This window comes from Halomonas sp. AOP30-A1-24 (assembly GCF_052378165.1).
Lineage (GTDB): Bacteria > Pseudomonadota > Gammaproteobacteria > Pseudomonadales > Halomonadaceae > Vreelandella > Vreelandella citrativorans.
The window spans coordinates 160,771-186,940 of sequence record NZ_JBQSXL010000001.1 but is presented as its reverse complement, the minus strand read 5'-3'; the positions used below and the strand labels follow the sequence as shown (position 1 = coordinate 186,940).

Genomic DNA, 26,170 nt, shown 5'->3' with positions numbered 1-26,170 from the left:
ACGCCCGATTACGAAGCGGCGCGGTTGCCGCGTTCAAGTAGCGGAGAGAGAAAGCGTCCGGTATGTGAAACGTGCTGCTTGACGATCTGTTCCGGCGTGCCTTCGGCGATGATTTGCCCGCCGCCGGAACCGCCTTCCGGGCCCAGGTCGACAATCCAGTCAGCCGTCTTGATCACATCCAGGTTGTGCTCGATGACCACGATGGTATTGCCGTGGTCGCGCAAACGATGCAATACGGTCAGTAGCTGACGAATATCTTCAAAATGAAGCCCGGTTGTAGGTTCATCCAGGATATACAGCGTCTTGCCGGTGTCACGTTTGGCAAGCTCACGAGCAAGTTTGACCCGCTGCGCCTCGCCACCTGACAGTGTGGTGGCGCTCTGGCCCAAGCGGATGTAGGAAAGCCCTACATCCAGTAACGTTTGCAGGCGGCGCGCGATCGCCGGTACCGGGCTAAAGAACTCAAGCGCATCCTCAACCGTCATCTCCAACACTTCGTGGATCGTTTTACCCTTGTAGTGGATATCCAACGTCTCGCGGTTATAGCGCTTGCCTTTACAAACGTCACACGGCACATAGATATCCGGCAAAAAGTGCATCTCGACCTTAATCATGCCTTCGCCCTGGCACGCCTCGCAGCGCCCGCCCTTAACGTTGAAGCTAAAGCGGCCTGGCTTGTAGCCACGCGAGCGAGCTTCCTGGGTACCGGCAAACAGCTCACGGATAGGTGTGAAAATGCCGGTATAGGTGGCGGGGTTGGAGCGTGGTGTGCGGCCAATTGGGCTTTGATCAATATCGATCACTTTATCAAGCTGATCGAGCCCTTCGATTTTCTCGTAAGGCGCAGCCGTCAAGGTTGTTGCGCGATTCAGCTCCCGCGCGGCAATCGGCATTAGCGTGCCGTTGATCAGTGTGGATTTACCCGACCCGGATACGCCGGTAATTGCAATGAACAGCCCCAGTGGCAGGCTGAGCGTTACATCCTGCAGGTTATTGCCAGTGGCACCGCGTAGCACCAGCTGTTTTTCGGGGTTGCCGGGAATACGGTAGGGCGGCACGCTGATCTCGCGGGTGCCGGTTAAGTACTGGCCGGTCAGCGAGTTGGGGTTGTCCATAACGTCCTGAGGCGTGCCCTGGGCGACAATCTCGCCACCGTGCACACCGGCGCCTGGGCCAATGTCCAATACGTGGTCAGCGGCGCGAATGGCATCTTCGTCATGCTCTACCACAATCACGGTGTTGCCCAAGTCGCGCAGGCGCTCCAGGGTCTTTAATAGCCGGTCGTTGTCGCGCTGGTGCAAGCCAATGGAGGGTTCATCAAGAATGTACATGACACCCACCAACCCCGCGCCAATCTGGCTTGCCAGGCGAATCCGCTGGGCTTCGCCGCCGGAAAGGGTGTCGGCGCTACGCTCAAGGTTCAGGTAATCAAGCCCCACGTTAACCAGAAACTCCAGGCGGGCCTGGATCTCGTGAACAATTTTGTCGGCAATTTCACCTTTGCGGCCAGGCAGGCTAAGCGTTGCAAAGTAACGCTGCGCCTCGCCAATCGGTGTGCGCACTACGTCGGCGATATTACGGTCATCCACAAACACATGACGCGACTCTTTGCGCAATCGCGTACCGTGACACGTGGCGCAGGGCTGCAGGGCGATGTACTTGGCCAGGTCTTCGCGCACCATGTTGGACTCGGTTTCCCGATAACGGCGCTGCATATTGGGCAGCACACCCTCAAAGGCATGCTCGCGAGTGACCTTGCGCCCCCGGTCGCCTACATAGGCAAAGGGAATCTGTTCATCACCGCTGCCGCTAAGAATGATGTCACGTTCGTGACGCGCCAAATCTTTCCAGGGCGTTTCCAGCTCAAACTGATAGTGCTTGGCGAGCGCTTGTAACTGAGTGAAATAATAAATATTGCGCCGATCCCAGCCTTTAATCACGCCTTCTGCTAACGAGAGCTCAGGATGGCTAATCAGCTTTTCAGGGTCAAAATACTGCTGTATGCCTAAACCATCACAGGTCGGGCAGGCACCCGCAGGGTTGTTGAACGAGAACATTCGGGGTTCAAGTTCTGACAGAGAATAGCCGCAGACCGGGCAGGCAAAGCGTGATGAAAACGCCATGTCTTCCTGCTCGCCGTCCATAAAATGAATCATGGCGGTGCCATCGGCGAGATTGATGGCCGTCTCAAAAGATTCTGCCAGGCGCTGGGCGATATCGTCGCGCACTTTGAAACGATCAACCACAACGCTGATGTCGTGCTTTTTACGTTTATCCAGCGGTGCGATATCGTCAAGTTCCAGCACTTGGCCGTCGATTAACGCACGCACAAACCCTTGAGCGCGAAGCTCGGCAAGCAGCTGTAAGTGTTCTCCCTTGCGGCCTTTAACCACAGGTGCCAACAGCATTAGCTTGGTGCCCTCGGCCAGATTCATTACCTGGTCGACCATCTGTGAAATGGTTTGGGCTTCAAGCTCTTCGCCGTGTTCTGGGCAGCGTGGGGTGCCCGCACGGGCAAACAGCAAGCGCAGATAGTCGTATATTTCGGTGATGGTACCCACGGTTGAGCGCGGGTTGTGAGAGGTGGATTTCTGCTCAATGGAGATTGCAGGCGAAAGTCCCGCGATGTGATCCACATCGGGTTTCTCCATCATCGACAGGAACTGGCGCGCATAGGTAGAGAGCGACTCTACATAGCGTCGCTGCCCTTCGGCATACAGCGTATCGAACGCCAGCGACGATTTTCCCGAACCGGATAGGCCGGTAATCACAATCAGCTTGTCGCGGGGCAGTTCCACATCGATCTGCTTGAGGTTGTGGGTGCGTGCACCCCTGACCAGAATGCTGTCCATCAACACCTCGACTCGCGCGGCAAAAAAGTAATTATACGTTTGCCACCCCCTCTCGGCAAAAACGCTTTGTTATCCGTTAACGCAGGACGGCGTTTCCAGCGTGGTTGCAAACCGCTAGAATGGGGGGTTATCCGAGAAAATTACCTTATCCACCATACACAAGGGCATTATGCGCAAGGTTTCCGCACTGCTAATGGCCTCTGAGCGTCGTGCAATCAGCGGCTTGGCTGGGCTTTATGCGTCTCGTATGTTGGGGCTTTTCATGGTGTTGCCGGTGCTGGCGCTGTATGCCGACGCGCTTGAAGGGGCGACACCCTTGCTGGTGGGCTTTGCATTAGGTGTTTATGGGCTTACCCAGGCCATACTGCAAATCCCCTTTGGTTGGCTGTCCGACCGCATTGGGCGTAAACGGGTTATCGCCTTTGGGCTGCTTGTTTTCGCCATAGGCAGTGTGGTGGCCGCGATGGCCGACTCCATCGGAGGGGTTATTATTGGGCGAGCCTTGCAGGGCGGTGGTGCGGTGGCGGCGGCCATCATGGCACTGCTTGCCGACCAAACGCGCGAACAGGTGCGTACGGCGGCAATGGCGACCATCGGGCTGTCGATTGGCATCTCGTTTGGTATTGCCATGGTCGTGGGCCCTTGGCTTGCCTCATGGGCGGGGCTTTCCGGCGTGTTCTGGTTTACCGCGCTGCTAACCCTTTTAGGGCTAGTCGTTCTGTGGCGCTGGGTGCCGCCCGCTCCTCGGCGGCTGCGCCACCGTGATGTGGGGATGGATCGTCAGCAGGTTAAAAGTGTGATTATGCGCCCTGATCTGTGGCGTCTGGACCTGTCGATTTTTACACTACATCTGGTGCTGATGGCTATTTTTGTCGCGGTGCCCTTTCGGTTGCAGGAAGCCGGCATACCGCTGGCGCATCACGGTTTGGCGTACCTGGGCATTATGGGGCTTTCATTTGTTGCCATGGTGCCGCTCATGATAGTGGCCGAGAAAAAGCAGCAGATTAAAGTCGTATGCCTGTTGGCTATTGGCGCCATTACGGTAAGCCTGGGCGGGCTTGGGTCGTCGTTCTCTCATGGGCACTGGCTGTTTGTTGGGCTGTTTATTTTCTTTACCGGTTTTAATCTGCTGGAAGCGACGCTGCCATCAATGCTCAGTAAGCTTGCTCCCGCTGGCGCTAAAGGCACCGCCATGGGCGTGTACTCTACAAGCCAGTTTTTAGGGGCTTTTCTGGGCGGTACGCTGGGAGGGCTATTGGCGAATGTGTGGGGCCTTGATGCCGTTTTTATCGGCTGTGCGGCACTGGCTCTGCTATGGTGGCTTGCGATGTGGAAAATGCCCTCACCACCGCCGCTCTCCAGCGAGGTGGTGGACTTAAATGACGCGCTGCCAGATACGCTGGATGTATTGATGGAGCGGCTGGCAGAGGTTGTGGGCGTCGAAGATGTCATGCTGGTGCCCGAAGAACATCTGGTCTATTTAAAAGTGAATCGTCAGCAGCTTGATAGGGCGGCACTGGCCAGGCTGATTCCCCCCAAATCTTAATGCGGCTGGCTGCCAGCCGCAGGCAATAATCAGTGGTATCGGCAGTGTAGGCATGATCGCGTCGATGTTTATCTATACGTAACACAATGGAAGGAGCGCCTTATGGCTCGCGGTATCAACAAAGTGATTCTGATCGGTAACCTCGGGCAAGATCCTGAGGTGCGCTTTACGCCCAGCGGTACGGCAGTGGCCAACTTGAATCTGGCCACCTCTGATACGTGGATGGACCGCCAAAGCGGCCAGCGCCAGGAGCGTACTGAGTGGCACCGGATCGTGCTGTTTAATAAGACGGCTGAAATTGCCCAGCAGTATTTGAAAAAAGGCTCCAAGGTCTATATCGAAGGGCGCTTGCAAACCCGTAAATGGCAGGATCAAAACGGCCAGGATCGTTACAGCACTGAAATCGTTGCCAACGATATGCAGATGCTGGATGGCCGTTCCGGCGACTTCCAGGGTGGCGGTGCATCGCAGAATAATTACCCTGGTAACCAGGGCGGCATGGCTCAAGGCGCGGCGCCTCAAGGGGGATATCCCCAGCAAGGTGGTGCTCCACAGGGCAATAACTTTGGCGGCCAAGGGTATGGCAATAACAACCCGGGCAACCAGGGCCAGGGCAATCCTCAGCAGGGTGGTCAGCAGGCTCCTCGCCCCCAACCTGCGCCCCAGCAGGCCCAGCCCGCTCACCAGGGAAATACTGCCCCCCAGCAAGGCCAACAGAACAGCAACTATGGCGCGCCTGATCCGGGTAGCTTTGACGATTTCGACGACGAAATCCCGTTCTAAAGCGGCTGATCAAGCCCATTACGCTATGTTCGTTGATAGAAGGGGTCTGTCTTGAAACTGCTAATACTGAATTCCGGGCACTGCTTAAGTTTGGCACTGGCCCGGGAAGTAAGCCGTCGTGCGGATATGGAGCTGGTGATTGAGCAGGACACCACCATAACGGCGGCGCAGTTACACGAGATTGCCCCGGATGCGGTGGTTATTCCAGCGCTGGCGCAGCCGCTGAACATGACACCCGCCGAGGTAGGCGCACATGCCGACGCGGTTGACAGCTGCCTGGAGGCATGTCTTGCGCAGTCGGTGCCGCTGGTGTGGTGTGTTTCAGACCAGCTCTATGAGGATGGCTTTGATGAGCCTATCGACGAGCACGTAGTACCGACTCCGCGTGATGAGTGTTTGCGGCGTCTGGTTGCCACGGGTGACCGTATTCGGGCCGAGCACCATCACCATCTGATCATTCGTCTGGGTCCCTTGTTTGCGCTTGAAGGTAGCCACGCCTGGTTGAATGAAATGCTGGATAGCCTGGTGACAGGGCAAAGTGTGCGGGCCGCAGAAGATGTCGTGTGTTGCCCAACGTCAGCCGATGCGGTCGCTATGGCACTGGTAGGCATGCTTCAGCAGCAGGCGTGTGGCGCCAACGCGTGGGGGGCCTACCATTTGGCAGGCACTGAACCTGTCAGTGTGTTTACGTTTAGCTCCATGGTGCGTACTCAGTTGGCAACGCATCTGGAAGGCCGTGGTGAGCAAATTGAGCTTGGCGAAGTCACGGCCCTTAATCATCATCACGATGCAAAACTGCGGCGTGTTTTAAATTGTCGCCGGGTGCTGGATGTCTTTGGTGTGCATCAAAAGCCGTGGCGGCTAGAGGTGGGGCGTATGCTGGATGCCTGGTGTTTAACGCGTGATGGCCAGCAAGACGCTAGTACAGGAGAGTCCGTTTGACCAATGTGGTTCGTAGCCTGGTGTTTTATGCCGGGTACTTTCTTGCCATGCTGATTATTGGCGTGCTGTTTCTACCCATCGCCCCTTTTTTACCGTTGGCAGGCCGCTACCGGCTGTTGAACCTGTATAACCACTTTTTAGTGGCCTGGTTTCAACTAGCCTGTGGGGTTCGCTACGATATTCAGGGGCGCGAGCGTATTCCGGATGGGCCTTGTGTGATTCAGGCGAACCATCAGTGCGAGTGGGAAACGGTTTTTCTTCAAGTCATGAAGCCGCCGGTATGCACGGTGCTTAAGCAGGAGCTTCTGCATATCCCGATTTTTGGCTGGGGATTGCGCCTGCTAAAACCGATTAGCCTGGACCGTTCCAAGCCCGCGCGTGCCTTGAAACAGGTGCTGACGCAAGGTGTGGAGCGGCTAGGAACGGGTCTTTCAGTGCTGATTTTCCCGGAAGGAACGCGAGTCGACCCCGGTGTGCGTAAGCGCTATAACAAGAGCGGCAGCGTGGTGGCTTGCCGCGCGGGTGTGCCGGTGCTACCAATCGCACATAACGCAGGCGAACGCTGGCCTGGGCGCCACTGGGTGAAGCAGCCTGGGGTGCTGCGGGTACGCATTGGTCCGCCAATTGAGACCGAAGGGCGCACACCTGATGAGGTACTGGCCGACGTTGAAGCCTGGATAGAGGCGCAGTTGCAGGAGATTTCAGAGGTGCCGCGCCCGTCGACTAGCCAAAGACCTTGAGCCGATAAAGGGCGGGTAGCTCGCCATGAATAGCGACAAACGCTAACAGCAAAAACGGCGCCTTGATAAGGCGCCGTTTTATTACTGCAACAACTCGTCAGCCATTAAGGCATTGCTCAGCCGTTATAGCGCTGGAAGACCAGGCAGGCATTAGTGCCGCCAAAACCAAAACTATTCGACAGGATGCGTTCAAGCGCCACATCGTCACGCCGTGTTGTCACAATATCAAAGCCGTCTGCCTGCTCGTCGAGGTGTTCAACATTGGCAGAGGCGGCAACAAAGTTGTGTTGCATCATCAGCAGTGAGTAGATGGCTTCCTGAACACCGGTAGCGCCCAGAGAGTGGCCCGTCAGCGACTTGGTTGAGCTCATCGCAGGCGTGGAGTTGCCAAACACGGCACGTACCGCTTTTAGCTCAGCTACATCGCCAACAGACGTTGAGGTGCCGTGAGTATTGATGTAGTCAATATCGCCTTCCACGGTCGCCATTGCCTGATGCATGCAGCGCACCGCGCCTTCGCCGGAAGGCGCGACCATGTCATGGCCGTCAGAGGTGGCGCCATAGCCTACCAGCTCGCCATATATTTTAGCGCCGCGGGCCTTGGCATGCTCCAGCTCTTCTAATACCAGCATGCCACCGCCGCCAGCGATAACAAAGCCATCGCGCGCTTGGTCGTAGGGGCGCGAGGCTTTTTCAGGCGTATCGTTGTAATGGGTAGAGAGCGCTCCCATGGCATCAAACAGGCACGAGAGGGTCCAGTGCTCCTCTTCACCGCCGCCGGCAAAAACCACGTCCTGCTTGCCGAGCTGAATCTGCTCCATCGCGCTGCCGATACAGTGTGCCGAGGTGGCACAGGCAGATGAGATTGAGTAGTTTACGCCTTTGATTTTAAACGGAGTTGCTAAACAGGCTGAGACCGTGCTGCCCATTGTGCGGGTAACGCGGTAAGGGCCAACGCGGCGCAAGCCTTTCTCACGCATGGCGTCAGCCGCTTCGACCTGATTAGCACTAGAAGCGCCGCCGGAGCCTGCAATAAGGCCGGTACGTTCGTTGGAAACCTGTTCTTCGGAAAGCCCTGAGTCTTCAATGGCCTGAGCCATGGATACATAGGCATACGCTGCAGCATCGCCCATAAAGCGGCGCAGTTTACGGTCGATAAGGGGGTCCAGATCGATATCGACACTGCCCGCAACATGGCTACGAAAGCCACGTTCAGCGTACTCTTCCTTAAAACGAATACCGCTGCGCCCGTTTTGGAGAGCGTCCAGGACCTGTTGCTGGTCGTTGCCTAAGCACGACACAATGCCAAGGCCGGTGACTACCACTCGTCGCATGGGAGCCTCCTGTTAGAAATTCGCAGTAGAGGTGAATAGGCCAACGCGTAAATCATTAGCCTGGTATATATCGCGTCCGTCGACGGAAACGGTGCCGTCAGCAATGCCCAAAATAAGTCGACGGGTAATAATACGCTTTATATTAATGCGGTAAGTTACTTTTTTCGCATCTGGCATGATCTGGCCACTGAATTTTACCTCGCCACAGCCAAGTGCGCGTCCGCGCCCTGGGTGACCCAGCCAACCCAGGTAGAAACCCACTAACTGCCACATGGCATCCAGGCCCAGGCAGCCGGGCATCACCGGATCACCTGGAAAGTGGCAGTCAAAAAACCACAGGTCAGGAGAGATATCCAGCTCGGCGATCAGCTCGCCTTTGCCGTACTCACCGCCTTCTTCATGAATGTGTGCGATACGGTCGAGCATTAGCATGTTGGGAGCCGGAAGCTGCGCGTTACCGGGTCCAAATAGCTCGCCGCGTGAGCAGGCCAGCAGTTCTTCGCGATCAAAGGAATGTTGCTTGGTCACTGAATCGTTCCGAGTTTCAAAATGATTGTTGGCCGCGTGCGGCACCTATAGCTGAGGTGTAGCACCGGAGCATAGCACGGAAATGCAGTGTCGAGACACGGCCCGCAAGGTCTAGCTAGTCTACTTCCCGAAACAGACGAATGCACGTAAGTCACTACCTATCGCGTACATCGAACGTTTTTTTATTAAGTAATAGAGGTTTTAAGGTAAGCTTTTACGCCCCATCGGCATCAGTAAGTTGGCCTGGATAAACGGCTTATTAACGTTATATGCGTTATTCAAGCCTTTGGTCCAGGACAGGATGGGTATGCTGCTAGAAAATTATGTTTATTTAATTAGTGTTAGTTTTTAGTGACAGGATATAGCGAACCGCCATGTGGCTACCAATTTCTCTTAATCGACCGTTGGTTTGGGTAGCATTAGCGGCGCTGCCAGCTTGTATCTGGTTAACCGATGCGATGTTACGCATGGTAGCTGCGAGCCTGGTTATTTTTGGGTTGTGGGATATGTGGTGCCAAGTGCGTCAGCAGCGCCAGCGTTATCAACTGTCCCAAAGCGCAATTAACCTGGCAAGCGATGCGATAGTGGTCTGTGATGCCGATAATCGGATCATGGCCGTTAATCCAGCCTTTACAGAAATTACCGGCTATAACAGCCAGGAAATAGTGGGCCGCAAGCTGGAAACACTGGCCGCTCCTCGTCACGATAAAGTGTTTTATCAAAACTTTTGGAGCACGCTAAAAGCGACGGGACGCTGGGAAGGGGAAATGTGGAATCGCCGCAAACACGGCGATGAGTATCCTGAATGGTTAAAAGTACGCGCGGTTACCGATAAACAGGGCAATATTAGCCACTTTATTAGCCTGTTCACCGATATCTCAGTGCAAAAAGCCCGCGAACATGATTTGCGGCGGATTGGATACGAAGACCCACTAACCGGCTTGCCCAACCGTCGCCGCCTGCACGACTTAATGACATCTCGCTTGCGCCATTTACGCGCAGGCGAGAGTTTAGATATTGCTCTGATCGATATCGATGGTTTGAAGTCGGTTAACGACAGCCTGGGCATCGAGCAAGGCGACCGCCTGCTGGCGTGTTTTGCCCAGCGGCTTGCAGGCTATGTCGCGGGTAGCGTGGTCGGGCGTTTGGGCGGTGATGAATTCATGGTTATCCGTACCACCACGTTTGATGATCACGACCCATGGATTGTATCACTGCGTGAGCATATGTGTCGGCCTTTTGAAGTGAGTGATCACCTGCTGCGTTTGGGCGTTACCATTGGCAGCTGCCGTGCTCCAGAAGATGGGCGTGATTCGGGGGTGCTTTTTCAGCGTTTGGAGTCGGCACTTTATAGTGCCAAACGATTAGGCCGTAACCATAGCCTGCGTTTTCGCCCGGCGCTGGATAAGCAGGATAACCCACAGCTTGCTCTGGTCAGTGACCTGCGTGCCGCGCTGATATCTGGTGATCAACTTGAGCTACATTACCAAACCCAGCACCACCCCGGCACCGGTGAGTTGTTGGGGATGGAGGCGCTATTACGCTGGCGCCATCCCTTGGATGGCATGATTTCACCGGGCGATTTTATCCCCTTGGCCGAACGCCATGGGTTAATGGCAGAACTGGGAAGCTGGGTGATTGAAAAGGCTTGCGCCCAGCAGGCCCATTGGCAACACAGCGGCATGTCAGGGTTGACCATCTGGGTCAATATTTCCGCGTTGCAGCTTTTCCAGGGCGATTTAGAGACGCAGCTAAACACCTGCTTAAAGCGCTACCAGCTGGAACCTTCGCAGATTGGCCTGGAGCTAACCGAGTCGGTACTGCTGGATGAACGCGCAGGCGATATGGGGCCTCGATTAAAAACGCTAAGTGAGCAGGGATATGCCATTGCCATTGATGACTTCGGAACCGGCTACTCGTCGCTTGGTTATCTTAAGCGGCTGCCGGTCGATAAAATCAAGCTGGATCGTGCGTTTATCCGAGAGCTACCCAATAGCAAAGCGGACGCCGCTATCGTCAAGGCGGTGCTCGCGATGGCCGAAGGTATGGGGCTTGACGTCGTCGCCGAAGGGGTCGAAACCCTGGAGCAGTGCCTGTTTCTGGTGGATGCGGGCTGCACTATCGTGCAAGGCTTCTATTTCGCCAGGCCGATGCCTGCCGCTGAGCTGGAACAGCGCTGGGCATCGCCACTCCTTGAAGCGGCCGCGGTCTAGCCGCCTGGCGATTTGGAAAGGGCTTTAAAGGCATCTAACGCCCGCTGACGAGCTGCCTTATGCTCAACGATGGGCTCAGGGTAATCCAATTGGGTAAGCATATCGTGCGGCGGCGCATGACGTGCCTTGGCTGGCAATGTGCCAAGCTCAGGGAGCCAGCGAGCAATAAACTCCCCGTCTGGGTCAAAGCGTTTGGATTGGGTGGTAGGGTTAAAGATTCGAAAATAAGGTGCTGAGTCGGTGCCTGTTGACGCCGCCCATTGCCAGCCACCGTTATTAGCGCAAAACTCACCGTCTACCAGGTGGCGCATAAAAAACGCCTCGCCGCGTCGCCAATCGATCAGCAAATGCTTGCTCAAAAACATCGCTGTCACCATGCGTAGTCGGTTATGCATCCATCCCGTGGCGACCAACTGGCGCATCGCGGCATCCACCAGTGGGTAGCCTGTGCGCCCTTCGCACCAGGCGTTAAAACCTGCGTCATCATCGCGCCAGGCAAGCTGTTGGGTATGCTTCTGGAACGGTTGATGGCGGCATACCTCAGGAAAGCCTACCGCAACGTGCTGATAAAACTCGCGCCAGATAAGCTCGTTGACCCATGTGGTAAGCCCGGCATCGCCATCGGCCAAGTGTCCGCTGTTCTCGCTCATCACCGCTTGCATGCACTGGCGGTGCGATATCATCCCCAGTGCGAGGTAGGGTGAAAGCTCGCTGGTGCCGCATACATTTGGAATGTCGCGTTGCTGGCGGTAGTGGCGGCCACGAAAACGTAAAAACCGTGCCAGGTAATCGCCTGCTATTTCCGCTCCAGCAGGCCATTGTTGATGATCGACCGGTGTGTCATCGAGCCTGGGGAGACCTGGTAATGTATCGCTTTTAATCGGTAAACGCTGTTGAGGTTCTGGCGTATCGCGTAAAGCCAGCTGTTCAGCACTGATCTGCTTATGCCAGGCCTTGGAAAAAGGCGTAAAAACACCGTAATAGTCGCCTTTGCCGGTTAGCAGCGTGCCGGGCGCGAACGCCACGCTGTCATGATACCCATGAGCGGTAATACCAGCTTCTTTAAAGGCGCCCAACACCGCGTTATCGCGCTGCTGTTCGTTTAACGGGTATTGGTAGTTAAAGTGTAGCTGTTTAACCGAGTACTCGCGGGCAATGTCGAGGAGCGCCTTGGGCGCCTCTCGATAGTGGCCGATGTCGCGGTGCAAGAGAGGAATGTTAAGCCCGTGAAGGGCATCTTTAACGGCCGCTACACCGCGCGCCCAAAAGTCGATCTTGTTAGCACCATGGTCGTGGGATTGCCACTGGGCCACGCTGCGAAGAAAGACGGCAATCACCGGGCCTTTAGTCGCCGCAGCAGCCAAGGCTGTGTTGTCATGAATGCGCAGATCGCTACGTAACCAAACTAATTGAACGTCCATGTTGCCTCCGGCGCGGTGAAAAACCATTTCAAAAACCATCTCCGTGCGGCCACTCATCTAACGACATTTAAAGCCCATCGCTGGCACAAGGGGTTAAATGGTCTATAAAACGCCAGACTCACGTAGCAGTGGGCGCAGGCGTGCAATGGCTTGGGGGAGCTCATCACCTAGCGTATGCACGGGGCTATCACGCAGCTCGCTATCACGCAGCCGGGCGACTTCACCGCAGATACCCAGTGGAACGCTAAGCGCCTCGGCTGCATTGGGTAGTACCGTATGAATATAGCTATCGCTTTCTCGCTGGCCGCTCGTTAGCAGCACCATTGAGGCATGTAGCCGAGTCACCGCTTGGGGCAATGCTTCAAGAGGCAGCGTGTGATCAAACATCTGTATACGGTAACCCTGCTCGCTGGCCATCAAGGCGACGATCAATACCCATAGAGGGCCTTGGTCGTCGGGCATGGCAGCCAGCAGCAGTAAAGGCCCACGCGTGGCCTGGTTCGCGTAATGAAGGCGTGTGCCCACTTGACTACGTAAAAAGGCTTCAAGTGTCCGTCGTGCCAAAATGTCTGGCTGAATCGTCCACTTGGCTTCCAGTGCCAGGATGACCGGCTGCCAGAGCTCGCTTACTGCTGTGCTTAGCGGGTACAGGGCCAGGCTCTGATAATAAAGCGTCTCAAGCCTGGGTAAGTCGAGCGCTTCTATCGCCACCTGCAGCTGCTGACGCTGGCTAATCCAATCGCCGGCATTGGGCGCGGGGGTTTCTACCGTTTCTGGCTGGTCAAGCAGGTCAACGACTTGGCTAACGGGAACGCCTCGGTTGAGCCACTGCAAAATACGTTCAATGCGGGTGATATCATCCTGGGCGTATAAGCGATGCCCTTTAGGTGTACGTTTAGGGCGAATCAAACCGTAGCGACGCTCCCAGGCGCGCAGGGTGACCGAATTCACACCCGTTAAACGGGAGACTTCCCGGATCGGATAGAGCGGGGTATCGGGTGGGTGGGTCGCCTTGATACTCATGGGCGCCTGTGCCTCTTGGTCGTCTGAAGCCGCAGGATACAAAAGGCTATTTGCATTCTCTGGGGCAAAAATGATTCACAATCCATGTTGTGTCGCTTGAATACACATAAAAATAACGCGCTATCGTAGCTCTCTTTGTACAACTTGTCGCTATCAGGTACAACCTTTGTCTGTACAGGAGGTCTTGGTGAAACGTCACGTCGGGCCTAAGTGTGTGATGTTACTGGGGTAGCTTACTTGTTATGCTTCTATAGCCAAGGGTTATATTGCTATCAACTTCTACATAGATACTACCAAAGCTATCCTTGGGAATGTTTAGGTGCGGTTAGTGTATAGGTAGTGTACTTAACGCTACATTAGTGAGTAGTAAGCCAACCTGAGTGTTTGCCGTGCTGGGAATGGCCTGCTATGCCTGGTGAAGAAGCAAGCGCGTGGCTAGCGCGTATTTGCGCGGCGTCACAACAGGAGCAACACCATGCGTATATTAGTCACCGGAGGCAGCGGTTTTGTCGGAAAACGCCTTTGCGAAAAGCTGCAAGGCCAAGGACATGCCGTACAAGTGGTATCAAGAGACCCGCAGAAAGCGCGTAAGCGGTTGCCTCGCGAGTGCGATATTCGCGCCAGCGTGCTTGATTTTTTAGCGGCGCCGCCCGAGGCAATCGTTAACCTCGCCGGTGAGCCGATTGCTGCTAAACGGTGGAGTGATGCGCAGAAAGAGACGCTTATTCAGTCACGCACCCACATGACTCACCAGCTCGTTACGCTATGTGAAGAGCTTCAGGCCAATGGGCAGCCCTTGCCTAAGGTGATGGTAAGTGGCTCGGCCATGGGTTACTACGGTGATCAAGGTAGGCGTGTCGTTACCGAAGACACTACCGCGCACGATGAATTTGCCCACCGGCTATGCGTTAAGTGGGAAGCCGCCGCAAAGCCTGTTGAAGCGCTCGGCGTACGTTTGGCGCTTCTGCGAACGGGGCTGGTGCTGGATGCAGGAGGTGGAGCACTCCAGAAAATGCTGCCGCCGTTTAAGCTGGGGCTAGGCGGACGTTTTGGCAGTGGTGAGCAGTATATGCCTTGGATTCATCGCGAGGATCTGGTGGACGCGATTGTGTTCCTGCTGGAAAAAGAGGACCTTAATGGCGCCTTTAACGGCAGTGCGCCGCACCCAGCCACTAATGCCGAGTTTTCCAAAACGCTAGCCAAACGGCTTAACCGCCCGGCCATACTCCCCGTGCCTGCCTTTGTGTTAAAAGCAGGCCTGGGGGAAATGTCTCGGCTGCTGCTAACCGGGGCTGACATGCGCCCGGCGCGCCTTATCGAGGCGGGGTTTGAATTTCAGTACCCGACACTCGATAAGGCGCTGGCCGAGATATTAAGGCGAGATTGAGCGCTTAGGCGTTGGGGTCAACGGTAATCACGACCCGAACGGAGTCCAGCCGCAGGCGAGTATTTTCTATCGCCTCGCTCAGCGCCTGGCGCTCCTGCTTCAGGGCATCCAGCTCTTCAGCGCGTACCGAGGGGTTATGCTCGGCTAGCGCTGTTAGGCGGGCAAGCTCGGCATCCAACTGGGCGCGCATGCGCGTTTCAGCGGCCTCTACAATACTGGGCAGCTCACGTTCTGCCTCGCCTTCACCCTGAATAAGCAGCTCACGCAACTGATCGTGGCGGCTTTTAATTAAATCCCGCGCTAGCGATTTATTGACCTTTTGCAGGTTTTTGCCAAGCCCCGTGAACGAGATTTTGCTGGTCAGGTTGGCACCTGATTCATCCAGCAGAACGCGTACGGCGGTGGGCGGCAAGAAGCGGTTAAGGTGCAGTGACTTCGGCGCCGGGCAGTGGGTGCGGAAGACAAGCTCTGCCATTAGCCGCCCACTGGGGATGGCCGTGTGACGCAGCAGTGCCAGGGCCGTGTTGCCCATGGTGCCGTCCAGAATACGCTCCATCATTTCGCGCAGCAGCGGATGCTCCCACGAAAGGCGTTGAATATCATCCCGCGCAAGCGCTTGGGCACGGCTATAGGTCGCAGTAAAGCCCTCTTCGCCTTTCACCAGGCCAGGCAGTCCGTCCAGCATATGCTGGCTGGGCTGCAAGTGAAGAAGCCCTTTGCCGATCTCCTGGCTGTCCACGCCAAATACGTCCAGCGCGCGCTCTACATAACGTGGGAGCGCGGTATCTTCATCCAACTCGCGTACAGCGCTAATCACCTCTTGGGCGCGTGCTGGCCGACAGGCGTTAAGTTCCAGCAGGCGGTTGCGCCCGGCATCGCGTTCGGCCAGCTTGGCGGTAAACATTTCCCGTGTTTCAACGATGATTTCGTCCAGCGTTTCATCGTCGAGAAGCGCATCGGCAAGTGCATCGCCAAAGGCCTCGTAGAGGTCGCTGCCGATGCCATGGGGGGCACTGAACGCATCCATGCCTTCGTTATACCAGCGCAGCAGCCGCTCGCCGGGGCTGCCAATAAAGCTGGGCACGTGAAGCTCAATGGCGTGCTTCTGGCCGATACGGTCCAGACGGCCAATGCGCTGCTCCAGTTGGTCAGGGTGCTGGGGCATATCGAACATGACCAAGTGGCGGCAGAACTGGAAGTTGCGCCCCTCTGAGCCAATCTCCGAGCAGACGAGTACCTGCACGCCCTCTTCTTCATCGGCAAAAGCGGCGGCGGCGCGGTCACGCTCAACCAGTGAAAGCCCTTCATGGAAGACCGGCGCCTGATAGCCGCCCAGCACGCGCAGCCCTTCAGCCAGCCCCTCGGCGGTTTCACGATGGTGGGCAATGACCAGTACTTTGTCGTTGGCAAAGCCTGTTTCGCTATCGTCGCTGAGCTTATCCAGCAGCCAGTTAACCCGTGGGTCGATATGCCACCAGGCTTCACCGTTGAGCGGATCGTTGCTGAGCTCACGGTACATGGCATCCGGATAGATCAAGACATCCGGATGATCCATGCCGGTTTCGATCAGCAGCTCGTCCAGGTAGTCGTCATCACGCTCCAGGCGGCGCAGCACGCGGCGATACGCGGAGGGTAGCTCAAGCGAGGAGAGGTGCAGGCGACGCTCGGGAAAGCCGCCAACATGACGGCGGCTATTGCGGAACATCACCCGCCCCGTGCCATGGCGGTCAAGCAAGGCGTCACGCAGTTGATGACGGGCCGCATCGTGCTGCTCTGTGCTGGCTTCAGCGTTACACAGCGTTGCCAGCAGCGCCTGGCTGTCGCGGTCGTCGGCGACGGCATCTATTCGGGCACGGGCATCCGGCGTGGCAGGCAATTCATCTAAAGCGTCAATGGCGCTGGCGACAGCGGTGTAGTGGCGCTCTTCGTCTTTGAAGCGCTCCAGGTCGTGATAGCGTTCGGCGTCCAGCAGGCGTAGGCGGGCAAAGTGGCTTTCAATACCCATTTGCTCAGGTGTGGCCGTTAACAGCAGCAGGCCAGGAATTTCAGCAGCGAGCTGCTCAACACATTGATAACCTGGGCCGCTACCCTCGGCGCTCCAGTCCAGGTGGTGAGCTTCATCGACAATCAGCAGGTCAAAACGGCTGGCTAGCGCCTGGTCCTGGCGATGAATGTTGGCAAACAGCCAGCCCTGGCTTGCCAGCACTAGCTGGGCGCTCTCAAACGGGTTGGCGCTGCCATGGGCCTGGCTTTGATGCTCATCAAGCAGGCTGACATTCAGCGAGAAGCGGCGCAGAAGCTCCACCAGCCACTGGTGGGTCAGGCTGTCGGGCACCAATATAAGCGCCCGCTCAATACGGCCGGTCAGCAGCAGGCGGTGCAGAATCAGTCCGGCTTCAATGGTTTTCCCCAGGCCTACTTCATCCGCCAGAAGCACGCGCGGTGCATGACGGCGAGCAACTTCGTCGGCGATATACAGCTGGTGCGGAATCAAATCGATGCGCGGCCCGGCAAAGCCCAGGGCGTTGTGCTGCTCGATGCGCTGGTGATGGTGCAGCGTCCGAAAGCGCAGATCAAACCAGTCGTTGCGGTCTACCTGGCCTGTCAGCAGGCGATCACGTGCCTGATCAAACTGCATGGTGTCAGCCAGCTTGGCTTCGGGAAGTTCGCGCGGCGTGCCTTCGCTGTCCTCACCGATATAGGTAATCAGGCCGTGAGACTCTTTGCTGTCATCAACGATCATCTGCCAGCCATCGGCCGACAGTACCCGATCGCCGCTGCCGAACATCACGCGGGTCAACGGCGCCTGGCGCGTGTTATAGGTTCGGGTTTCCTGGCTGGCACTGAACAAGATGGTAACGCTACGGAAGTCGCAGTTAAGCACGGTGCCAAGCCCAAGCTCGGCTTCGCCGTCGCTAATCCAGCGCTGGCCGGGTGAAAAATCGCTCATGATGCCTCGGGGAAGTCTACAAAAACGGGTCATACGCTGCCGAGGGCACGCCATCAGCAGCGGTAGGGCGGGGGATTCTAACGCAAAGGCGCCGGGGGATTAAGGTGTATCGGCGTCAATCTTCCAACCAGTGTTCAAGATGGGCACGGGTAAGCTCGCCAACGTGGATATCCAAGGTAGTGCCCTGGCCATCAAAAAGCACTGTAGTGGGTAGCCCGGGCGCTTCAAACAGGGCCATCAGCGTTTGGCCTGGGTCGCGCAGTGCATGGGTAAAATCCAACCCTTCTGCGTCCAAATAACGCACGATAGGCAACAAATCTTCCCCTTGGTTAACGACCGCGACGCTTACGCCTTCGCGCTGGGCAGCCTCTTCGAGTAATGGCATTTCGCGTCGGCAGGGTGGGCACCAGGTGGCCCAGAGGTTAACAATCACCCGGTCGCTGCCGTCTGCCAGGTCGGGCAGGTACACGTCGGCGCCGTCTACGTTTTCCAGGTGGATTTCGGGTAATTGGCTGACGGCAGATGCGCTACCCAAGGGCGACAGGGATACCAGCATAAGCCATAGACCCGAGGCGCAGAGCAGAATGACGGTGCTCCCAAGTAACGCTGAAAGCCGCTTGCGAAGCGTCCAAGCGGACCATAGCAAGCCGGTCAATAATCCGCCGATGCCGTGGTATCCCGGTTGCCAGACTTTAAGTGCATCAAGCGGATTGGCACTATAGCTCTCCAGGTGAAGCGTAATGTGCGCGATACGCGCCCCGATTAACCAGGCAAGGATTAGCCCGGTGAACCAGCGATTTAACAGTGGCGGTGGTAAGCGCAGTAAGTAACGCGCCGACAGTAGCACCAGCAGCGCACAGCCGATGGCGTATAACCTGGGTAATGAAATCAATAGCGGCCCAAGGGCAATGGCATTCATGGTCTTTCCGATAAGCAGGTACACTACGAGACCATACCACGTGAGTTGAAAATTACGGAGTCTGACTATGTCACAACCCGCCTTTGACGTGCTGCGCGCGCTGGCTATTGGTTCTCAGGCGTTGGGCCTGATCGTTATCATCACGCTGGAGACGCTATTGGAAAGTGCGGCACGGCCCTGGCAAGGACTCACCTTGGGCTTCATGTTAGCCGCGGCGCTAAGTATTGCGCTGGTGCGCGTGTACCGCCGTAATCGACAGCGTAAACAACAAGACCAGCGGGTGGGTAATAGCCGCCATGAGTAAAGGATGCAGGCGGTGGCTGGGTTGGCTAATGCTGTGCGTACTGCTCTTACAGATGGCGGTGCTTTAACGCCTGTTACGCTGGTTATAGATGCAGCGCGTAGTCGATAAACCATCAAAGTAGCGTTAGAAAGTGTTGCTTGTATTTTTAACGTTGTGGTTCCAAATTAGAGGAAGTTTCTGCGCTTGCGCAGGACGGGCTATCTCACTGGGAGCGACAAATAATATGATCAATAAGGCGCGCATTAGCCACTACCGTTGCGGCCCACCGGCGGGCTGATGGCGCTTCTCTACCAATGGCGGGAAAAACGCGTATACCTGCTCCAGCATGCGCTTGACGTTGTGGGGCTTGAGATAGGCGCCCATCTCCAGGTTTTCCTTAACGGTAAGGCTTGGGAAAACGTTTTTCTCCTGGGGGACAAAGCCCATTCCGCGCTCAACAAGTTTATTGGAGGCCAGATTATGAATGGGCTCGCCGTTGAGCAGAATGTCGCCCTGACTAACGTTTAACAATCCAAATACGGCTTTGAGCATGGTCGACTTGCCAGCGCCGTTGGGCCCGACAATAACGCCCACTTCATGGGCATAAAGTGACATGTTCACCCCGTTAAGGATGTTCATGGCGCCATAACCACCGTGCACATTGCGTGCCTCAAGCAGTGGCGTCGTTGATGTTGTTAATGACATGGCAAAAGTATCTCGCTGCATCGCTTTTAAGCGGCTTGTTGTCGTTTATAGGGAGCGTTTGATCAGGCAGCGTCGGTGCCAAAGTAAGCTTCAATCACCTCTGGGTTATTTTGAATATCCTGAATATGCCCCTCGACCATCACGCTCCCTTGAGCCAGGACAATCACCGGGTCGCATAGCCGGGCAATCATGTCCATGTCGTGTTCGATCACTAAAAAGGTGTAACCCAAATCGCGATTCAAACGCTCAATATTGCTGATCAAGTCGCCCAGCAGGGTGCGGTTAACGCCTGCGGCAATTTCATCAAGCAGCACGACCTTGGCATCCGTCATCATGGTGCGGCCAAGCTCTAACAGCTTTTTTTGCCCGCCAGACAGGTTGCCTGCCAGCTCATTGCGGACATGGTGCAGGCCGACAAACTCGATGACCTCAAGCGCACGTTTTCGGACCGCCGCTTCTTCTTCACGCACCCGTGCCGGTTTAAACCACGTGTTGAATAAGCTTTCTCCCGCCTGATGAGGCGGCACCATCATCAGATTTTCCAGCGCACTCATTTGGCTAAATTCATGGGCAATCTGGAAGGTGCGTAAAAGCCCCTTGTGGAAGCGTTGGTTGGCGCTGAGCGCGGTAATATCGTCACCGTTGAGAAATACATGGCCGCTATCCGGCGTCAGGGAACCAGCGATCAGATTAAACAGGGTCGATTTACCTGCCCCATTAGGGCCGATCATGCCGGTAATTGAGCCTTTCTCGACGCGAATGGAGCAGTCGTTAATCACCTGTAATCCACCAAACGCCTTGTTCACCTGCTGTACTTCAATAAGAGGATGCATAGTGCCCTCGTGATGTAGGCGACCATTGGGTCGTCTGTATTGTTATTGTAGGGCGCTGATCAGCGCGGTTTTTGGCGTCGTTGGCTAAGCGCAAAGAGGCCGACCAGCAACAGTGCGCCAAACGCAGGAATCATATAGCCCTCAACCTGGGGAATAGTGCGTAAAAAGACAAACGCGACCGCGGTAGGGGCAACAAAACGCACTAGAAACCGCCAGCTAATAAACCAGCCATGGGTAGTATCCAGCTCTTTCATCACTTCGCTTTGGGTGAGCACCCAGCCCGCGAATAGCGCAATCATCAGGCCACCCAGCGGCATAAAGATATTGGTCAATAGTTCGATAACATCAAAGGCGCTGCGGCCAAATAGATGGTGGAAAAGACTGTCTTCTGCGCCGATGTTAAAGCTTGCGACGGTGAGCAGTCCCATTGCCCAAGCCGCCACCACCACCATGATGACTGCCTGGGGCCGGGTAAGGTTGAAGCGCTCGACCAGAAAAGCGGCCACGGGCTCGATAAGTGAGATGGAGGAGCTGATCGCAGCCCCCAGCACTAAAATAAAGAAGACGCCGCCGATTAGCGCCCCCAGCGGCATTTCAGCGAAGGCAAGGGGCAACGTCACAAACATCAGCCCTGGACCCTGGCCGGTTTCAAGCCCTGCCCCAAATACCAGCGCGAAAATCGCTAGCCCTGCCACCATGGCAATCGCCGTATCCACTATGGCCACGCCAATGGCGGTGCGCGTAAGAGAGGCATCGCCGGGCATATAGGCGCCGTAGGCCATAATAGCGCCCATCCCCAGGCTTAGCGTAAAGAAGGACTGCCCCACGGCTTGTAGCCAGCCCTCAAGGCTCAGGTCCGCGATGTTAAAGGTCAACAGAAAGCGCGCCGCCGCACGTATATCGCCATTCATCACACTGTAAACAAGCACTACTGTCAGAATAATGCACAGCGCTGGCATCATAATGCGCAGGCCCGTCTCAATTCCTCGGTGAACGCCCATGCTGACGATGAGTGCAGACGCCGCAATGAACAGCGTGTGATACAGCGTCATAAGGGAAGGTGACGCCAGTAGTGCGTCAAAACTCGCCGCCATCGTTTGCGCGTCGGCACCTACAAGCGAGCCGGTCAGCATGAGCCCGGTGTAGTGCAGTGCCCAGCCAGCGATGACCGAGTAAAAGCTTAAAATCAAAAAAGCCGAAGCCGCGCCCAGCCAGCCGATTAACTCCCAGGCGCGCGAGGCTTTGTGCGTTTTGGTTAAGTGCCGCATGCCCATAATAGGGCTCTGACGGCTGGTGCGGCCCAGCATGGTCTCGGCGATCAGGATAGGAGTGCCGACGGCCAAAATGGTGGCGGCATACACCAGGATAAACGCCCCGCCACCGTTTTCACCGGTTAAATACGGGAAACGCCAAAGATTGCCCAAGCCCACGGCGGAGCCTACCGCCGCCAGTAAAAAAGTACCCTTGTGCGTCCAGACGTTGTGTCCACTCATGTACAGAGTGTTCCTGTGCAAGTGATAGGCAAAGATCGGTATCCAAATGCCTGTATGTATTGCAGTTTGGCAGAAAGCTTTGGCGTCGCCAGTTGTAAGCTACTGTGCGGTAGAATGCGTGCGCTTTCCAGCGCCTTGGCGTTTAGGCTGCGTTTATTGGTGCACTTGGCGGGGCTTTAAAAAAGAGTAGCGGAGGTAGCCGCGGGGCAATGAATGGCGCAAACGTTTGCAAAGAGCGCTCCCCAGATACAAGGAAGCCCGCACGGTGGCGGGCTTTCGGTCTTGCTTTAGAGCTTGTTGAGCGTTTGCTCAGCTGACTTATTTCTTGCCAGCGCGCTTACGCTCGTTCTCTGTCAGGTGCTTCTTGCGCAGGCGGATGTGCGTCGGAGTGACTTCCACCAGCTCATCGGAATCCAGAAATTCAATGGCCTGTTCCAGCGTGAACTTGATCGGCGGCGTCAGGACGATGTTTTCATCGTTACCGGTGGAGCGCATGTTATCGAGCTTTTTACCCTTGGTCGGGTTAACCACCATGTCGTTGGCACGGTTGTTAATACCGATCAGCATGCCTTCGTAGACTTCGGTAGCGTGATCGATGATCAGCTTGCCACGCTCTTGCAGCGCGTAAAGGGCATAGGCCAGCGCCTTGCCGCCTACCATGGAGACCAGAACGCCGTTACGACGTTCGATAGACGCATCGGGCTTCAGCGGGCCGTAGTGGTCAAAGCGGCTGGTCAAGATGCCGGTGCCGGATGTCAGGGTCAGGAACTGACCACGGAAACCGATCAAACCACGTGCAGGAATGATGAAGTCCAAACGAACACGGCCTTTACCATCCGGGTTCATGTTGGTTAGTTCACCCTTACGATAGCCAAGCTCTTCCATGATCGAGCCCTGGTGCTGCTCTTCACAGTCGATGATGACTTCTTCGTAGGGTTCCTGCTTCTCGCCGTCGATCTCTTTGATGATAACTTCAGGGCGGCCAACGGCCAGCTCAAAGCCTTCACGACGCATGGTTTCGATCAGTACCGACAAGTGAAGCTCGCCGCGCCCGGAAACCTTGAATTTTTCAGGGGTGTCGCCCTGTTCAACGCGCAGTGCCACGTTGTGAATCAGCTCTTGATCAAGACGATCCTTGATATTACGGCTGGTGACGTACTTGCCTTCTTTACCGGCGAACGGCGAGTCATTGACCTGGAAGGTCATGGACACGGTCGGCTCATCAACGGAAAGCGGCGGCAGGGCTTCAACGGCACTGTTGTCGCACAGCGTATCGGAAATCGCCAGATCTTCGATGCCGGTGATACAAACGATGTCACCTGCGGTCGCTTCGGTCGTTTGTACACGCTCCAGACCCATGTGCGTCATGACCTGGCCGACTTTACCTTTGCGGGTAGCGCCTTCCTTGGTGATGACGGTGATCTGTTGGCCCGGCTTGACACTGCCGCGCTTGATGCGGCCAAGACCGATAACACCCACGTAGCTATTGTAATCCAGTGCGGAAATCTGCATCTGGAAGGGACCGTCGACTTCAACTTGCGGCGGCTTAACGATATCTACAATCGACTGGAACATGGGGTCCATGTTCTCGGCAAGTGCGTCAGGCTCCATGCCGGCAATGCCGTTGAGTGCTGAGCAGTAGATGATTGGGAAGTCGAGCTGCTCGTCGGTGGCACCCAAGTTGTCAAACAGATCGAAAATCTGGTCGATAACCCAGTCAGGGCGTGCGCCAGGGCGGTCAATCTTGTTCACCACGACGATCGGCTGGAGGCCTTGAGAGAACGCTTTTTGAGTCACAAAGCGGGTTTGCGGCATCGGGCCATCAACTGCGTCAACCAGCAGTAGCACTGAATCCACCATGGACATAACGCGCTCTACTTCACCACCGAAGTCAGCGTGCCCAGGGGTGTCAACGATGTTGATGTGATAGCCCGTACCATTGCCATCTTGCCACTGAATGGCTGTGTTTTTGGCCAGGATCGTAATGCCGCGCTCTTTCTCCTGGTCATTGGAGTCCATAACCCGCTCTTGGGCTTCGGCCTTGCGGTCTAGTGTGCCCGATTGACTTAACAGCTTGTCTACCAAGGTAGTTTTGCCGTGGTCAACGTGGGCGATGATGGCAATGTTACGAAGATTCTCGATCACGACGCGATCCTGCTGGGAAAATAGGGCGGCATTATAGGGTCTCGGTATGGTCGACTACCAGCCTTGTCTCAAATAAAGCGTTAAGTCAATAACCCAAACGCGGCAGTTTTCGCCTCCTACGTGCATCCGTTAAGATAGGCGTTTTCCCAGTTGGGGCAAGCACATGACCATCGGTAACCTGGTGCGTTTGTTGAGCGATGGCAATGTTCACTCTGGTGAACAATTAGGCGAAACGCTGGGCGTTTCGCGGGCTGCTGTATGGAAACAGCTAAAAAAATTGGAAGCCTTGGGCGTGGAATTGGTGGCGGTCAAAGGGAGGGGCTATCGATTAGCCCACCGCCTTGAGCCATTGGAAGGTGCCCGAATTGTTGAGCACCTGCCTGCTCAGGCACGCCATTTGTTGACACGATTATTTGTCGAAGACCAGTTGCCTTCAAGCAATGAGTATCTGCGTCAGCGATTTAATCAGGGTGCGGGGCATGGCGAAGTGTGCCTGGTTGAACTCCAAACCGCCGGTCGTGGTCGCCGTGGGCGAGTATGGACAACCCCGTGGGGGCAAAGTTTGATGCTCTCGTTGGGCTGGCGCTTTGACGCGGGGGTAGCCTCGCTTGAAGGGTTAAGTCTTGCGGTAGGCGTGGTTGTGTCTCAGGTGCTTGAGCAACTAGGCGCTGCGCCTAAGCTAAAATGGCCCAATGATATTCTGATGGTGGATGCAGGCGACGAGCTGGGTAAGCTGGCTGGCATATTGATTGAGGTGACGGGCGATGCGGCGGGGCCTTGCGAGGTTGTGATTGGTATGGGCATGAACCTGTCGTTAACCGAGTCGCAGCGCGCCGCCATTGACCAGCCGGTAGCCGCGCTGTTTGATGTGCATGCCGGGCATACGCGAAATCAGTTGGCGTCAGATGTTGTGGCGGGGCTTCTGAGCATGCTGGCAGATTTTGAACACGTCGGTTTTGCCGCATGGCGCGATGAGTGGAATGCGCGCCATGCGTATGCAGGCGCGCCGGTACGCATCATTCAAGGAGAGCGCGTCAGCGATGCGATCGCAGGCGACGTCGATAACAGCGGTAACTTATGGGTTACTGAAAACGGTCACTCGCGGCGCTTGGCAGGCGGTGAGATCAGCGTACGCAGGCGCTTATGATTCTGGATTTAGATATCGGTAATACCTTGTCGAAATGGCGGCTCAAGGATGCCGAAAGTAGTGAAATACGCTCGCGCGGTGCTGTCTGGACGCGCGAAGAGTGGCGCCCAGGGGCGGACATTCCAGACCTTGATGTGGTTGAGGCCGTACGTATTTCAAGCGTTGCCCGGGCCGCTGTGTTGGAGGAGACGGTGACGCTGCTGCGCCACAAGGTGCGCCATGTCTATGTGGCGCACTCAACACCTGAAGCGTTGGGCGTTGTTAACGGCTATGAGGAGCCCGCTCGGTTGGGGGTCGACCGATGGATGGGAGCACTTGCCGGATACCAGCTGGCCGGAGGCTGCTGTGCGGTCGACTGTGGTAGTGCCATCACTATTGATTTTGTGCTGCCTGGCGGTATGCACCTGGGGGGCTTTATTATCCCAGGATTGCGGCTAATGAAAGAGAGCTTAAAGCTGGGTACCCGCAATGTCGCGATTGATCCTGAAAGCGAGGCGGACGCTTTACTAGAGCCTGGGCGTCGCACCGTCGATGCAGTTAATCACGGGATTTATATGGCGGCTGTTAGCGCGATTAACCGTATTTATAGCGAAGTGTGCGATCAGCAGGGCATTGCGCTACCCGTGCTGTTGACAGGCGGCGATGCACGCGTGGTTTCTCGAGGCGTACAAGTGCCTCACGCGGTATGGCCTGATATGGTGTATGGGGGGCTTGAGGCCAGTTTTCCGCTTACCTTCACTGAACGAGCAGGAAAAATGGCCGGTGCGCCGCGGGTGCCTGAGCCTGTATCGTTAGAAAAAATTCGCGCAGGGCTTGCATTCTCTATGCTGCTTTGACAGAATGCAGCGCGTTCCAAGGCAGCTAACAGATGCGCTGGCATCGCAAGCTACGATAAATTAAGTAAATATCTAGCTTGACAGTGTTTT

General features: G+C 56.0%; 19 protein-coding genes and 1 pseudogene. 9 read left to right on the top strand and 11 right to left on the bottom strand.

Going from position 1 to position 26,170, the window contains the following annotated elements:
- Positions 1-8 precede the first annotated feature (8 nt).
- Complete coding sequence (uvrA, locus tag ACT3TJ_RS00895) at positions 9-2,852, bottom strand: excinuclease ABC subunit UvrA (RefSeq protein WP_193053665.1); 2,844 nt, start codon at positions 2,850-2,852, stop codon at positions 9-11.
- Between the two features lie 169 nt (positions 2,853-3,021).
- On the opposite strand from uvrA, the gene ACT3TJ_RS00890 reads away from it, so the two are divergent.
- From ACT3TJ_RS00890 to ACT3TJ_RS00875, 4 genes are all read left to right on the top strand, one after another.
- On the top strand, positions 3,022-4,398 hold the full coding sequence (locus ACT3TJ_RS00890; protein ID WP_172117745.1) for an MFS transporter: 1,377 nt from the start codon (positions 3,022-3,024) through the stop codon (positions 4,396-4,398).
- Positions 4,399-4,500: 102 nt separating this feature from the next.
- Positions 4,501-5,181 (top strand): single-stranded DNA-binding protein, encoded by a 681-nt coding sequence (locus ACT3TJ_RS00885; protein WP_444665430.1) that lies wholly within the window; start codon positions 4,501-4,503, stop codon positions 5,179-5,181.
- A gap of 51 nt (positions 5,182-5,232) precedes the next feature.
- Complete coding sequence (locus tag ACT3TJ_RS00880; protein ID WP_193053663.1) at positions 5,233-6,123, top strand: sugar nucleotide-binding protein; 891 nt, start codon at positions 5,233-5,235, stop codon at positions 6,121-6,123.
- Entirely contained in the window at positions 6,120-6,863 is a 744-nt protein-coding gene (locus ACT3TJ_RS00875; protein WP_172117742.1) for a lysophospholipid acyltransferase family protein, read from the top strand. The genes ACT3TJ_RS00880 and ACT3TJ_RS00875 overlap by 4 nt, the downstream gene beginning before the upstream one ends.
- Positions 6,864-6,979: 116 nt before the next feature.
- On the opposite strand, the gene fabB is transcribed toward ACT3TJ_RS00875, so the two are convergent.
- Positions 6,980-8,197, bottom strand: coding sequence for a beta-ketoacyl-ACP synthase I (fabB, locus tag ACT3TJ_RS00870; RefSeq protein ID WP_193053662.1), 1,218 nt, complete (start codon positions 8,195-8,197; stop codon positions 6,980-6,982).
- Positions 8,198-8,209: 12 nt separating this feature from the next.
- On the bottom strand, positions 8,210-8,725 hold the full coding sequence (gene fabA, locus ACT3TJ_RS00865) for a 3-hydroxyacyl-[acyl-carrier-protein] dehydratase FabA (RefSeq protein WP_172117740.1): 516 nt from the start codon (positions 8,723-8,725) through the stop codon (positions 8,210-8,212).
- A 374-nt stretch (positions 8,726-9,099) separates the two neighbouring features.
- Between fabA and ACT3TJ_RS00860 the strand changes: the two genes are divergently transcribed.
- Positions 9,100-10,938 (top strand): putative bifunctional diguanylate cyclase/phosphodiesterase, encoded by a 1,839-nt coding sequence (locus ACT3TJ_RS00860; RefSeq protein ID WP_193053661.1) that lies wholly within the window; start codon positions 9,100-9,102, stop codon positions 10,936-10,938.
- Here ACT3TJ_RS00860 and phrB read toward each other — a convergent pair.
- Together phrB and ACT3TJ_RS00850 are read right to left on the bottom strand one after the other, a co-directional pair.
- A complete protein-coding gene (gene phrB / locus ACT3TJ_RS00855) occupies positions 10,935-12,359 on the bottom strand; it encodes a deoxyribodipyrimidine photo-lyase (protein ID WP_193053660.1) in 1,425 nt (474 codons plus the stop codon). The two genes, ACT3TJ_RS00860 and phrB, sit on opposite strands and share 4 nt — an antisense overlap.
- Before the next feature lie 102 nt (positions 12,360-12,461).
- Positions 12,462-13,382, bottom strand: a complete 921-nt coding sequence (locus ACT3TJ_RS00850; protein ID WP_193053659.1) for a MerR family transcriptional regulator — start codon at positions 13,380-13,382, stop codon at positions 12,462-12,464.
- A gap of 475 nt (positions 13,383-13,857) precedes the next feature.
- On the opposite strand from ACT3TJ_RS00850, the gene ACT3TJ_RS00845 reads away from it, so the two are divergent.
- On the top strand, positions 13,858-14,769 hold the full coding sequence (locus ACT3TJ_RS00845) for a TIGR01777 family oxidoreductase (protein ID WP_193053658.1): 912 nt from the start codon (positions 13,858-13,860) through the stop codon (positions 14,767-14,769).
- 4 nt (positions 14,770-14,773) lie between these two features.
- Here ACT3TJ_RS00845 and rapA read toward each other — a convergent pair whose 3' ends face one another.
- Both rapA and ACT3TJ_RS00835 read right to left on the bottom strand, forming a co-directional pair.
- A complete protein-coding gene (gene rapA / locus ACT3TJ_RS00840; RefSeq protein WP_193053657.1) occupies positions 14,774-17,719 on the bottom strand; it encodes an RNA polymerase-associated protein RapA in 2,946 nt (981 codons plus the stop codon).
- A 115-nt stretch (positions 17,720-17,834) separates the two neighbouring features.
- The gene (locus ACT3TJ_RS00835; RefSeq protein ID WP_172117734.1) at positions 17,835-18,638 is read right to left on the bottom strand and encodes a TlpA disulfide reductase family protein; all 804 of its coding nucleotides are present in this window, start codon (positions 18,636-18,638) and stop codon (positions 17,835-17,837) included.
- Positions 18,639-18,705: 67 nt separating this feature from the next.
- Here ACT3TJ_RS00835 and ACT3TJ_RS00830 point away from each other — a divergent pair, with 67 nt between their 5' ends.
- A complete protein-coding gene (locus ACT3TJ_RS00830; RefSeq protein WP_193053656.1) occupies positions 18,706-18,942 on the top strand; it encodes a hypothetical protein in 237 nt (78 codons plus the stop codon).
- A gap of 264 nt (positions 18,943-19,206) precedes the next feature.
- Here ACT3TJ_RS00830 and ACT3TJ_RS00825 read toward each other — a convergent pair.
- The 4 genes and pseudogenes from ACT3TJ_RS00825 to typA form a co-directional block, all read right to left on the bottom strand.
- A pseudogene (locus tag ACT3TJ_RS00825) lies at positions 19,207-19,626 on the bottom strand (ATP-binding cassette domain-containing protein); the annotation flags it as partial.
- 62 nt (positions 19,627-19,688) lie between these two features.
- Positions 19,689-20,459 carry an ABC transporter ATP-binding protein gene (locus ACT3TJ_RS00820; protein WP_444621341.1) on the bottom strand — a complete coding sequence of 257 codons (771 nt, stop codon included), beginning with the start codon at positions 20,457-20,459 and terminating at the stop codon, positions 19,689-19,691.
- Between the two features lie 59 nt (positions 20,460-20,518).
- Positions 20,519-21,952, bottom strand: coding sequence for a sodium-dependent transporter (locus ACT3TJ_RS00815; RefSeq protein ID WP_444621342.1), 1,434 nt, complete (start codon positions 21,950-21,952; stop codon positions 20,519-20,521).
- 318 nt (positions 21,953-22,270) lie between these two features.
- Entirely contained in the window at positions 22,271-24,097 is a 1,827-nt protein-coding gene (gene typA, locus ACT3TJ_RS00810; RefSeq protein WP_444665429.1) for a translational GTPase TypA, read from the bottom strand.
- 163 nt (positions 24,098-24,260) lie between these two features.
- On the opposite strand from typA, the gene ACT3TJ_RS00805 reads away from it, so the two are divergent.
- A complete protein-coding gene (locus tag ACT3TJ_RS00805) occupies positions 24,261-25,244 on the top strand; it encodes a biotin--[acetyl-CoA-carboxylase] ligase (RefSeq protein WP_444665428.1) in 984 nt (327 codons plus the stop codon).
- Entirely contained in the window at positions 25,241-26,080 is an 840-nt protein-coding gene (locus ACT3TJ_RS00800; protein ID WP_193053653.1) for a type III pantothenate kinase, read from the top strand. The genes ACT3TJ_RS00805 and ACT3TJ_RS00800 overlap by 4 nt, the downstream gene beginning before the upstream one ends.
- Positions 26,081-26,170: the final 90 nt, after the last annotated feature.